The 13,653-nt window shown below is 39.7% G+C and carries 9 protein-coding genes; all 9 read left to right on the forward strand.

Annotated features, from left to right (window positions below; translation table 11 throughout):
* Positions 1–143 precede the first annotated feature (143 nt).
* The 9 genes from WG954_RS16345 (at position 144) to WG954_RS16385 (ending at position 13,539) form a co-directional block, all read left to right on the forward strand.
* On the forward strand, positions 144–1,385 hold the full coding sequence (locus WG954_RS16345; RefSeq protein ID WP_340437794.1) for an oligogalacturonate lyase family protein: 1,242 nt from the start codon (positions 144–146) through the stop codon (positions 1,383–1,385).
* Positions 1,386–1,407: 22 nt separating this feature from the next.
* Positions 1,408–4,227 (forward strand): glycosyl hydrolase, encoded by a 2,820-nt coding sequence (locus WG954_RS16350; protein ID WP_340437795.1) that lies wholly within the window; start codon positions 1,408–1,410, stop codon positions 4,225–4,227.
* 119 nt (positions 4,228–4,346) lie between these two features.
* Positions 4,347–5,336 (forward strand): L-glyceraldehyde 3-phosphate reductase, encoded by a 990-nt coding sequence (gene mgrA / locus WG954_RS16355; protein WP_340437796.1) that lies wholly within the window; start codon positions 4,347–4,349, stop codon positions 5,334–5,336.
* Between the two features lie 139 nt (positions 5,337–5,475).
* On the forward strand, positions 5,476–8,202 hold the full coding sequence (locus WG954_RS16360; RefSeq protein ID WP_340437797.1) for a family 78 glycoside hydrolase catalytic domain: 2,727 nt from the start codon (positions 5,476–5,478) through the stop codon (positions 8,200–8,202).
* Between the two features lie 905 nt (positions 8,203–9,107).
* Positions 9,108–10,382 (forward strand): hypothetical protein, encoded by a 1,275-nt coding sequence (locus WG954_RS16365; RefSeq protein ID WP_340437798.1) that lies wholly within the window; start codon positions 9,108–9,110, stop codon positions 10,380–10,382.
* 141 nt (positions 10,383–10,523) lie between these two features.
* On the forward strand, positions 10,524–10,922 hold the full coding sequence (locus tag WG954_RS16370) for a hypothetical protein (RefSeq protein WP_340437799.1): 399 nt from the start codon (positions 10,524–10,526) through the stop codon (positions 10,920–10,922).
* Positions 10,915–11,652, forward strand: coding sequence for a HEPN domain-containing protein (locus WG954_RS16375; protein WP_340437801.1), 738 nt, complete (start codon positions 10,915–10,917; stop codon positions 11,650–11,652). The genes WG954_RS16370 and WG954_RS16375 overlap by 8 nt, the downstream gene beginning before the upstream one ends.
* Positions 11,653–12,088: 436 nt before the next feature.
* The gene (locus WG954_RS16380; RefSeq protein WP_340437802.1) at positions 12,089–12,805 is read left to right on the forward strand and encodes a hypothetical protein; all 717 of its coding nucleotides are present in this window, start codon (positions 12,089–12,091) and stop codon (positions 12,803–12,805) included.
* Between the two features lie 65 nt (positions 12,806–12,870).
* Entirely contained in the window at positions 12,871–13,539 is a 669-nt protein-coding gene (locus WG954_RS16385) for a hypothetical protein (RefSeq protein WP_340437803.1), read from the forward strand.
* Positions 13,540–13,653 lie beyond the last annotated feature (114 nt).

The following is a 13,653-nucleotide window of genomic DNA, read 5'->3' on the forward strand; positions in this document are numbered from 1 at the left end:
TTTCTCTATTTCAATTTTATCTTTTTCCCCGATGTGCGCAAGCGCTACCGAGCGCTGAAACAGGCGGAAAAATAGCAGGACTGTACAGGATAACCGTCCTGCTTTTAAGTCTTTACTTTATAGGCTGTTTAAAAGCTGTATAAATGAAAATCTTCTCAACGGTTGCTTTGCTGTTCGCTACTGTATTGTCCCTGCATGCTCAGGAAGTCCTCGAAACCGGTGGTAAGAAAATGCCGGACGAATGGATCGATAAAGACACCAAACATCGCATAGTCAAATTAACAAGAATGGACGGCAGAAGCAATCTCAGCTTCTACTTTCACAACAACCCCTTCATTGGTAATTCGATGGTGTTTTACAGCAGCAACAAAAACAACGTTGACAGTGTACGCAAACAGGAAATCTCCACTGTTGTATCCGGTAACCGCCAGATTCATTTACTTGATCTCAAAACATTAAAGAGCGAACAACTAACTAATCATCGCCTGCCGATGAACGGAGAGATCGTTGATAATAAAAAAGGAATCGTTTATTACCAGATAAGAGATACTGTGTTTTGTGTAAATGCAAAAACAAAAGAAGTAAAACAGGTATTTGTTTTTCCTGACGATTTTAAAGGAACAGTTACGGCGATCAATGCTGATGGTACATTGTTGGGTGGTGCAAAATCAAGTGATGAAGAAAAAGAACTCTTTAAAAAATATCCCAACAAATCCAGCTACTTCGATATCATTTACGAAGCAAAGCTGCCACGCACGTTGTTCACCATCAATGTAAAGACGAAAGAATTAGACAAAGTACACAGCGATAGTGCATGGCTCAATCATGTGCAGTTCTCAACCACTGATCCGAACTTATTAATGTTTTGTCATGAAGGGCCCTGGCATAAAGTAAACCGCATCTGGACCATTGATGTAAAGACAAAGAAGATCACACAGATTCACAAGCGTATCATGGATATGGAAATTGCAGGACATGAGTGGCCCAGTGTTGATGGTAAAACGATCTGGTACGATCTGCAACAACCACGCAGCACAAAGTTTTATGTGGAAGGTCACAATGTAAACACGGGACAAAAAACAAAATACGAGTTGCAGCGTGATGAATGGAGCATTCATTTCAACAGCAACAAGGATAATACATTGTTTTGTGGTGATGGTGGTAATTCAGGACAGGTAGCAAGAGCAAAAGATGGGATGTGGATCTATTTATTCAAACCTGAAGGAGATAAATTTGTGTCAACACGTTTGGTGAATATGAAACATCATAACTATCGTCTTGAACCAAATGTGCACTTCAGTCCGGATGGGAAATGGGTCATCTTCAGAGCTAACTTTGAAGGCATCGAAAACGTCTATGCCGTAGAGATCAACGAATCAAAATAAACATCAGCTTATCAACATACGAATGAAAAAATTAATCACGCTCCTTTCTTTTAGTTGTTCGATCATCATTGCACAGGCACAATTAAACTGGCCATCTGTAACCAATGTTACCAAACCATGGACACGTTGGTGGTGGGAGGGTAGCGCAGTAAACAAAGCCGATCTTACATGGAACTTACAGCAATACCAGCAAGCTGGGTTAGGTGGTGTGGAGTTAACACCTATCTACGGAGTAGAAGGAACTGAAAAACAATTCATCGATTTTCTTTCGCCGAAATGGATGCAGATGTTTTCGTTTACATTAAATGAATCAAAACGTTTGGGTCTTGGTGTTGATTTGGCAAACGGAACCGGTTGGCCTTTCGGCGGACCATGGGTAAAAGAGGATGATGCGAGCAAAAGTATTTTCTATAAAACATATAAAATTAATGGTAGCGAACAATTAAGTGAAGCTGTTGAATACAAACAGGAAGGCTTTATTCGCACAGCCAATAACAAACCTGCAACATTCGACCAGGTGTTGAAACCTGTCTGGACAAATAAAAATCTGCAGGCATTGGCATTGGATCAGATTCAATATCCCGGCAAACTGCCTTTGCAAACATTGATCGCTTATTCTGATAATAATGAATCGATCGATCTCACAACAAAAGTAGAAGCAAACGGAAAATTAAACTGGACTGCTCCAACCGGTAACTGGACCTTGTATGCATTATTCCAAGGCTTGCATGGCAAGATGGTTGAACGTGCAGCACCCGGTGGTGAAGGTTATGCCATCGATCATTTTTCGTTAAATGCAGCCACCAACTATTTCAAAAAGTTTGACGCTTCGTTTAAAGGTTATGATATTTCTTACCTGCGTTCTTTCTTCAACGATTCATATGAAGTGGATGATGCAAGAGGACAAAGCAACTGGACACCAACTTTCTTTGCTGAATTTAAAAAGCGAAAAGGTTATGATCTGAAAACTCAATTACCTGCATTGTTTGGAAAAGATACACCCGAGAATAACAGTCGTGTGATCTATGATTACCGTTCGGTGATTGATGAACTCTTGCTGGAACATTTTACCATGACATGGAAAAAATGGGCAGGAACAAAAGGAAAGATGCTGCGCAATCAATCGCATGGTTCGCCTGCAAATACATTAGACTTATACAGTGTTGTTGATATTCCGGAGACAGAAGGAACAGATATTCTTCGTTTCAAGTTTGCAACCTCAGCTGCGAATGTATCGGGCAAGCAATTGGTATCGTCTGAATCAGCTACATGGCTGAATGAACATTTCTTATCAAGCTGGGCTGATGTAAAGAAGATTATCGATTTGTATTTCCTTGGCGGTGTGAATCATATATTTTATCACGGTACAGAGTATTCGCCGAAGGAAGCGAAATGGCCCGGCTGGTTATTTTATGCTGCGGTTCATTTTCAACCAACCAATCCGCAGTGGAACCATTTTCATGCATTGAATTCTTACATAACTCGCACACAAAGCTTTTTACAAAAAGGCAAACCCGATAACGATGTGTTACTGTATTATCCAATTGTAGATCGTTATGCAGAACCCGGCAATGTGTTGTTGCAGCATTTCGATGGCATGGAACGGAATTTTGTGAATACAGATTTTGAACATGTATCAAAATGGATGGTGGAAAAAGGCTATAGTTTTGATTTCTTCAGCGAACGACAGTTGCAGAAGTTTACCAACAGCGGTAAGAATATCATCAGCAGTGGAAATGTGTATCGCACCATTATGTTACCTGCAAACAAGCTCATCACTGAAAAAGCATTTCAGCAATTGTTGAAACTTGCACAACAAGGTGCAACGATATTAGTTTATAAAAATCTGCCGAATGATGTACCCGGCTTTAACCAGTTAGATGCAAGAAGAAAAACATTTCAGCAACTCATCAGTCAGTTGAAATTTTCAAAATCAGATAACCTGCAGAAAGCAATTGTGGGCAAAGGTGCGTTCATGATCAGCGATGATCTGGATGTGTTGTTGCTGGCGGCCAAAGCAAGAAAAGAAAGCTATACCGAAAAAGGATTGTCTGTTCTTCGCAGAAAAAATGCAGAAGGCACCATGTGGCTCATCAACAACCGAACAGACAAACCTTTTGAAGAATGGATCGAACTAAATACCAATGCTGCATCTGTTGCATTGTTCGATGCAATGAATAACAAAAAAGGTTTGGCATTGTGGCGCAAAAATAGCAAAGGTGCCGTTGAAGTATTGTTGCAATTACAATCGTATGAATCCATCATTATACAATCGTATACAACAAAGAAAACAGGTGATGCATTTCCTTACAAAGAAAGCATTACTCATCCACAGGAAATAAAAGGAGAGTGGACGATCAACTTCCTCGATGGTGGCCCAACCATTCCTGTTGCTATTAAAACTACCACATTAAAATCATGGACAGAACTCGGCGGCGATGATGCAAAGAATTTTTCCGGTACAGCAAAGTATACGATCTCCTTTGCAAAACCAACGGGTAATGCTGGGTCATGGTTGCTCAATCTTGGTACTGTAGATGAAACAGCCGAAGTAATCCTCAACGGCAAAAAGATCGCAACAGTCATCGGACCGGTTTTTCAATGTGTGATTCCTGCATCTGGCATGCAAGCCAATAATAAACTGGAGATTATTGTTGCCAACTTAATGGCCAACCGGATTACTTATATGGATAAGAATAATCTTCCGTGGAAAATATTTTACAACACCAACATGCCTGCACGTAAACCGGAGAATGCAAAGAAAGGCATATTCACTGCGGCAGATTGGAAGCCATTGTCATCAGGTTTACTTGGGCCTGTAACAATAACGGCGTTGAAGTGATAAGTGGCTCCGTCTGACGCCCTCGTCTGACGGAATAGAATGTGAATGATAAATAATCGGGTTGTTTAATATTCGATAGGGATGAAGCCTTAACTTTCAAGCTGAAATAATTTTAAGCTATGTCTTACTCAGCAAACGAACAACGTTATCAGCAAATGCAATATCGCCGTTGCGGCAAGAGCGGTATACAGTTATCGGCTTTATCATTGGGTCTTTGGCAAAACTTCGGTGATGTGAATGATGAAACAATTTATCGCAAAACATTACACACAGCTTTCGATTGTGGCATTACACATTTCGATCTTGCAAATAATTACGGCCCAACACCCGGCAGTGCAGAAACAAATTTCGGCAGAATACTCAAAGAAGATTTTGCTGATCATCGTGATGAAATGATCATCTCCACCAAAGCCGGCTATACCATGTGGGATGGCCCTTATGGCGACTGGGGATCAAAGAAATATCTTGTTGCAAGTCTTGATCAAAGTTTAAAACGCATGCAACTCGATTATGTTGATATATTTTATCATCATCGTCCCGATCCTGACACGCCGTTAGAAGAAACAATGACAGCATTGGATTTGATTGTTCGCCAGGGCAAAGCATTGTATGTTGGTCTTTCCAACTACAGAAGTGCAGATGCTGCAAAAGCATTTGCGTTGTTAAAAGAATTAGGAACGCCTTGCTTAATTCATCAACCAAAGTATCACATGTTTGAGCGTTGGGTGGAAACAGATGGATTGCTGAATGTATTGGAAGCTAACGGTGTGGGTTGTATTCCCTTCTCACCATTGGCGCAAGGGTTGTTAACGAATAAATATCTCCATGGCATTCCCGAAGGATCAAGAGCAGTAAGAGGAGGATCGTTGAAACAGGAACAGATTACTGAAACTGTACTGGCAAAAATACAATCGTTGAATGCTATTGCCACAACACGCAATCAAACGCTGGCACAAATGGCATTGGCCTGGTTATTAAAAGATGAACGTGTAACATCGGTGTTGATTGGTGCAAGCAGTAGTGCACAGTTGCTTGACTCTGTTGCCTGTTTAAATAATCTTTCCTTTAGCAAGAATGAATTGGCGAAAATTGAAGCGATTCTGGGGTAAGGGAATAACCGTTGTAATTCTTGTTCCCGGCTTCGGCTTGGGCCTGACCACGGGCAGACGTTCGGCCATTATATTTCGATTAACAGTGTTGAAGTTGTTGAATAAATATATTTAGAACTATTAAGTAAACTCAATTGATATGAGAAAAATAAGCTTGCTCCTTCTTGCTTTTCAATGCATCGTCTTATCTGTATTCGCACAGGTAAAAGTTGATCATCTAAAAACTGAAAACCTAACCAATCCCATCGGGCTTGATGTACTGCAACCATACTTCAGCTGGCAGTTAAGTTCCAATCAACGCAATGTGATGCAATCAGCTTACGAAATAAGAGTAGGTGTAGAAGCTGCAGCTTTAGTAAAAGGCGAAGGCATTTGGAAGAGCGGTAAGATCACATCCGATCAATCGATTCATGTGCCGTACAAAGGCATTGCCTTGCAGTCGGGCAAAAAATATTACTGGCAGGTGCGTGTGTATGATAACAAAGGAACCGCATCAGCATGGAGCACAGTTGCATCATGGCAAATGGGTTTATTAAAACCATCAGACTGGAAAGCACAATGGATCGAACCCGGCTATACCGAAGACAAAGAATTTGCAGCACCATTAATGCGCAAAGAATTCAACAGCGGTAAAAAAATAAAATCAGCAACAGCCTATATTACTGCACATGGTTTATACGAAGCACAGATCAATGGCAAACGTGTTGGTGATGCTTATCTCACTCCCGGCTGGACGAGTTATAACAAACGCCTGCAATACCAGGCATACGATGTAACCAACCTGTTGAAAGATGGAGCCAACGCTATTGCTGTTACATTGGGCGATGGTTGGTATCGTGGTAACTTCTCTTTCGATCACCGCAGAAACATTTTCGGAAAAGATATTGCACTGTTGCTTCAGCTCGACATCATTTATACCGACGGAACAACGGCAACCATTGCTTCTGATGCAAGCTGGAAATCATCAACAGGTGCCATCCGCTCAAATGGTATTTATCAAGGTGAAGTGGTGGATGCAACAAAAGAAAAAATTGGTTGGACAGTTGCAGGCTATGATGATAAGAACTGGACAGCAGTAAAAACATCCAACGCATCAAAAGATATTTTGATCGCCACCTATAACGAGCCCATTAAAAAACATGAAACCTTTGCAACACTGAAAGTCATCACCACACCCAAAAAAGAAAAGGTGATCGACTTCGGACAAAACCTTGTGGGTTGGGTACAGGTAAAAGTAAAGGGCAAAGCAGGCGATACCATCAAACTATCGCATGCAGAAGTGTTAGACAAGAACGGAAATTTTTATACCGAGAATCTGCGTAGTGCAAAAGCACAGGCTGTTTATATATTAAAAGGAAACGGCGAAGAAATCTTTGAACCGCATTTCACCTTCTTTGGTTTCCGTTATATAAAAGTAGAAGGTATTGCAACTGAACTGCAGCCGCAAAATTTCACCGCCGTTGCGTTGTATTCTGATATGCAAAAAACAGGCAGCTTCACTTCATCCGATACACTCATCAATCAACTGCAGCATAATATTGAATGGGGATTAAGAGGAAATTTTTTAGACGTGCCAACCGATTGTCCGCAGCGTGATGAACGTATGGGCTGGACAGGTGATGCACAGGCTTTCTTCCGCACCGCCACTTTCTTACGTGGTGTAAATAATTTCTTTACCAAATGGATGAAAGATGTAGCGGCCGATCAAATGAAGACCGGCAGTGTGCCGCATGTTATTCCGAATGTATTGGGCGAAGAAGGAGCGAGTGCAGGCTGGTCTGATGTTTCAACGATCATCCCTTGGGAAATGTACCTGGTGTATGGCGATAAACGCATTTTAGAAAACCAGTACAGCAGTATGAAAGCATGGGTGGGTTATATGCAAAGCCAAAGCACAAATGATCTGTGGAATAAAGGCGGTCACTTTGGCGATTGGTTGTTTTACACCATGGCCGATGATAATGATGGTAACGCAGCCATCACCAATAAATACTTGATTGCACAATGCTTTTATGCATACTCCACGCAACTGCTTATTAATGCAGCAAAAGAATTAGGTAAGGCCGATGATGTGGCCGCCTACACGGCGTTACTGCAAAAAATAAAAACCGCTTTCTTAAAAGAATACACCACGCCCAATGGTGCCACCATGAGCAACACACAAACATCGTATGTGCTGGCACTGCAGTTCGATCTGTTTCCGGAAGAATTACGTCAGCAGGCGGCCGATCGTTTGGTGAACAACATCAAACAATACGGCAATCATTTAACCACCGGATTTTTGGGCACGCCTTATTTGTGTCATGTGTTGAGTCGTTATGGTTACAGCGATGTGGCGTATACCTTGTTGCTGCAAAAAACTTATCCATCGTGGTTGTATCCTGTAACAAAAGGCGCTACTACTATTTGGGAACGTTGGGATGGTATCCGCACCAACGGCGATTTCCAGGCCATCACCATGAACTCCTTTAACCATTATGCATACGGTGCCATCGGCGACTGGATGTATCGTGTAATGGTTGGTTTGGATATCGACAAAGATGGTATCGGTTATAAGAAGATCCGTATACAACCGCATGTGGGTGGAAAGTTCACCCATGCATCTGCCAGCTACCAAACACAATACGGTACACTCAGCAGTGGCTGGAAAATAGAGAATGGTAAACTGATGCTGCGTGCAGAAGTGCCAGCCAATACAACTGCTACTATTTATATTCCTGCAGCTGCTGCAACTGATGTGTTGGAAAGCGGTCAGCCGCTGGCGTTAGTAAAAGATTTACAAGTTGTAGGTAAGGAGAAAGAATATGTGGTTGTGAAAGTTGGTTCGGGGAAATATGAATTCAGTACGAACTACGCTGCCAAATAACTGTACTGCAGTTGCAATATAGTTGTCATCCCGAGGAACGAGGGATCTGTTGGGTTGTAGTGCAAGCGATAGACAGATTCCTCCTGCGTCGGAATGACAAAAAACATCAACGTCCTCTCGAATGCCGCCGGCCCTAGCCGACCCCGGTTGCTTAAAAGGCCTTGGGATACATTAGAAAAGGTCTTTTCATACATGCGAGAAGGACTTTTCATAGTTTACCGAAGGGCTTTGGATAGTTTACCAAAGGGCTTTTCATACATGTGAGAAGGGCCTTTCACAGTTTACCGAAGGGCTTCGGATAGTTTACAAAAGGGCTTTTCATACATGTGAGAAGGGCTTTTCATAGTTTACCGAAGGGCTTTGTATGGTATAGCAAAGCGCTGTGTATAGTACAACAAAGGGGCTTGTATGGTATAGCATAGGGCTTTGTATGGTACAACAAAGGGCCTTTTTCTTCTCTTTAATCCTGCATACTCGCAACCTGTGGTAGACTATCGACCGTTGACCGTTGACTGCTCTCCCATGAACCATGATCTATGAACCATGAACTTTTCCCCATATAAGTATTTTGCCTTACTTTAGAGTTGCGCCAGCAAGTGAACCTGCAACCGTGAACACCGGAACAGCCAGAGCTAACCCAAACTCCACGCTTTACCCCGGACAATTTTATTTTGATTGCTGCGCAGGAGAAGAACAGAGATTATGTGCCGGGATATTCCAGGAAAGTTATTTATGTAAATGTATTACAGCATCGCCTGAGTACAAGCATTTTGAAATGTTTGTACTTGAATAATGAATGAAGAATATTGTATTAACAACAATAAAAAATAAAGCACCGATTATTCAAATATCAATAACACTTATCTTAAATATATGTGTTAAGCGCAATTCTAAATTAGCTTCATATGAATACAAAGCTTTTTAATACCCTACTAATAATACTATCATTAAGTATTATTGCTTGTTTGCTGAGTGTTGCACTCACAGATTTAACACCTAAAGAAACAACTTTGTTAGGGATAGTACTAACTATATTATCATTTATAGCATCTTGGGTTGTTTCAAAATATTTTGCAGATCGTTCACACAAGCAAGCAATTGAAGAAGTGAAAGAGCAGCATCTTTCAAATCTTCGGACATATGCTTTAAATGCAGCTGAAAAAGTAAATAATCTATCTAACGAATTAGCAAAGCTCTCAGTCTATTTACAACAAGAATTAGAAGATGATGATGAAGATTTAAATACTGAGGAACTTTATCTTTCAAGCTATGAAAGAATAGAAAGTGCTATTCATATAATTAACACTTTAAAATCTGTAAATGATACATATTTAAGTGATTGGAAGGGGGTTATTGGAGAAGAGCTTGACGAAAAAATGGAAGAGCAACAAGCTCGGGAAAACGATTTAAAGCAGTTAGTTGAAAGAGTTGAATCGGTTATAAAAGCCAAACCAATCGAACAAAATCAGAATTTGCATGATGTTCAAAATTTAAGCAAGCAAATTACCGACCTTAGAAAAGACTTAAACATTACTTTGAACAGTGTAAGCGGCACATTTGTAAGAACTTCAAGGACACCAGCCAGAGCAAGAAAAGAAGACGTAAAAAAACATTGTCCCAAATGTAACGTATCTGTAGTTTATAAGCAGCGGCCTTCACAAACAAGCTTTAAGTATATCAGTTGCAAAAATTGTTCGTCCAAATTGTCTGCTACTTGGAATGAGTTAGATGGTTTTAAATTAGAGCCAGAAATAAAAAAGCAAGAAATATATAACTGTCCAACCTGTAAATTGGAAATCAAATGCGAATTAAGCAATTTTCTAAATTCTAGGACTCAGAATATTTGCAATAATTGTAAGGAATCTAGTCAAATCATTAGGACAATTAAAGGTTATACAATACATAACATTCCGAAGGTCTCTTTCGTTCAAAAAAATGATACTGGGGAAAAGCAAACTCCCCCTGATAGAATCGAAATCGATGAAACTATATTGGAAAAAGTTAGAGAAATCCTTCCACAACAGCCATGGCCAAAAGGAACACATAAAGAAGTTGCAGAAAAGCTAGGATTGGCAGCAAGTGTAGTTAGTAGATATATTTATGAATTAATTAGAAAAGGCGTTTTTAAGCCTCAGGTCGACGGTGTTCTTTATGAACCAATCAAAAAAGAAGTTCCTTAACTAAAACGCATAAAGGAAACTCCAACAATTAAAAATTAATAAAATGGGCTACAATTTACATATCACAGGGAAAGAAAATTGGTATGATGGAAATGAACAATATGCATGAATTATTTCAAACAACTATTAAGTGAAAAATGAATGAGAATAGAATTTGACATAGCGGACGAGAAAGTCCAAAACTTTAGCCAAGATGCAAAAACTGAATTGCAAAAACAATCTTCGAGAATTGCTGAAGAAATTGTCGATGAAGCAGGACGCATTGAAGCAAGTCGACGGTTACCTGAAACAAATTCAGAAGTTACTCAATCAAATGTAAAAGAGGCAGCCACGCAACCCAGAATGATTGTAGCTAGAAAAAAAAGTTGGAAATCAAAAATAATCCAGATTATAGCATTCGGCTCGTCATTAGTTGCTGGAAGCTTACTTGATACCGAGAAATTTAAGGATACAAATCATGTTATTTGGTTCATTATTATGTCCTTTATTGCTGTTGGGACATTTGTTTACCTAACTTTTAATCAAGAGAACAATGGATAAAACAGTTTACAATAAACTTACAGAGTCAGCTAGAGTTGCTCTTGATGAAACTTCTAACGAAGTTGTCGAAATGATACTCGAAAGGGCATATCAAAATGCGAGTCAAAAGAACACAGCCGATAAAGAAATTTCACTTAGAGACATAATAGAGGCAAAGGAAGAAATTCTTTATAAAAAGGCAGATTTGAATAAACAAGAGTCAAGGAAAAGGCGGATGGTTTTAACATTGTCAATGGCGGGTGCGTTATATTCTATGTTAGGTATATTATTTTACTTGTATCAAAATAAACAATTTGACACTACAAAAGACGTTGGGCTACTAATCGCAGCTTTAGGCATATTGGTTTCAATAGCCTCATACTTCTATTCTCAACTAGCATTTAAGCGAAAAGTGGAGTTGATTAAGGATAATACGGTCGTTGAAAAAGACAATTCCGAATTTGAAATCGTACGCAGGTGGCAGACAATTGAAAAACTTGGAACCGAATTGATGTTAAAAGATGGCATTTCCGATAACAAGGCAAGATCATTTAATTATATCCATAATTATTTGTCTGAAAAACTTTTGGACAATTTAAAATCAGATAGTTTGAAGCGATTGCTGTTGATAAGAAATCAAATAGTACATAGCAGCACGAATTTGACACGAGAGGAGATCGAAGAGATGATTAAAATAGCCGACCAAATCATTGACGAACTTGAAAAACAAATACAGAAGCACTCAGAGTAACAAGATGCCTTTTCGTCTGCCCGGGGTCTGGCCTCAGCCGACCCCAGGGAGTTAGAATACATCTTTTGTATCTTCATAGCAATTCACAAACAATATAAGCAGGAAGCAAACTGAATTTTGTGATCTGCAATTCTTTAATCATTCATCTTGAAATCACTTTTATTTTTATTTTTCATCCTTGCTACTATCGCAAGTTCCTTTATTCTCAGCAACGTCTCCCAATAGATAAAGATGAATATGTGCACTACGTTAAATGGGGAAGTTGCGTACTACAATCGAAACACAGGTCAATCGCAACGTCCTCCTCAGGCATTTGTGCAAAACAGCAGCTAATTACATGGAGAGACGTTGCTAAGAAGTAGGGGCTACTTCCTAAAACCTGAGCAGACAGACAATTAATTGCTTTAACTTTATAAAAGGCACAGATTTGCAATTCATGAGACTAACCTTATACTTTTCGTTGTTTGTGTTAATAGTAAGTTGTAAAAAAGCTACCGATAATACACCCATGTTTGATGGAGTTAATTGTAGCGGCAACTGTTTTATTTTGCGAGGTGTTGTAACTGACACACCAACAAATAAGCGATTGAGTAATGTGGAGGTTCGGTTTTACTTAGGTAAACTCACCGTAGGTCAGATTCAATGGCCACTTCCCGATCCGGACGAAGTATATTACCTGGGTAAGACCTACAGTAACAATAATGGCGAGTATGAATTTAAGTTTAATGGTACCGGGCTCAAGTATGGTTCGTCTCTTTACTATATTCAGGCAACAAAACAAGGATATATCTACGGGCCAACTCCCGCTCATTACAAGGTTCGCAACTTTTACTTAGACAGTAATAATTTTGATATTCCCTTCGTTCAGAATTTTCATCTTTTTTTTCCGGCAACTATGAAAGTTCGTATTAAAACGTCAACCGTTACTAATTATAAGTTTATTGCTTTTGGATATTCTTATGGCAATGGAATAGGAAACGGTATTAATATTGAAGGGGGCCGTCAAATTGATACAACTGTTACTTTTAAAACTGCCGGAGGCATCCAGTCGTTTTTAATGTATGGGATTTACGGCAATGGTATTTCGATTGAAAGAAGAGATACATTGCTGCCTCCTGTTAATGGAGTAAAAGAATACATGGTAAACTTTTAGTTTTGTCATTTCCTTACCGGTTGGTGCCTACAGCAACCGGTAAATAAATTGTTCAATTGCTGCACATGAAAAAGAGCATCGTTTTCCTGTTGTTGTTATCAGCAACCGGATGTAAGAAACTAACCAGTTCCGGCACCTATACTATAAAGGGGCAACTATTGGAGAGCAGCAGTAATCCCATTCCTGTTGCAGATTACACACTGTCATTTTATCAATCATCCATTGGATCGCTGCTTGGTGTGGTAAAGGGATTTGATAAAACAATTAAAACGGACGGTAATGGTTCGTTTACGTTTCGCTATAGTTCATCATCCAACGATGGCACTATTTCGATGACAGGAACTGATACTATAAAATATAAAAATATGTACCCTGAGTGGTTTCCAATATACGGGCTCACCAATGTTGATTTAAAAAAGGTTTACCTGTTTAAGAAAATTAACCGGCTTGTTCGCAAGGTACAGTTTACTAATTCTCTTAACAGCGGTGAAGTTTTAGAAGTTATAACAAGTGACTCATCGGGGGCAAGTTATAGTTCTATAAGCGGTCCTGTAAATGCAGGAACCCTGCTAACGGTTGATACGATTGTGGACTGTAAACTTTCGAGATTAAATATTTTAACAAGAACGTATGTGCTATGGGCTGTTCTAAAAAAGCCCTCTTACCAGAAAAACTTCGATGTTGTATTAACAGAAGGGGATGAACAGTATAGAGAAGTTCTGATGATTTATTGATTGTTTCGTCGGCCCGGGGTCTGGCCTCAGCCGACCTCAGTGAATTAGAATACATCTTTTGTATCTTCATAGCAATTCACAAACAATATAAGCAGGAAGCAAACTGAATTTTGT

The organism is Lacibacter sp. H375, assembly GCF_037892425.1.
Classification (GTDB): domain Bacteria; phylum Bacteroidota; class Bacteroidia; order Chitinophagales; family Chitinophagaceae; genus Lacibacter.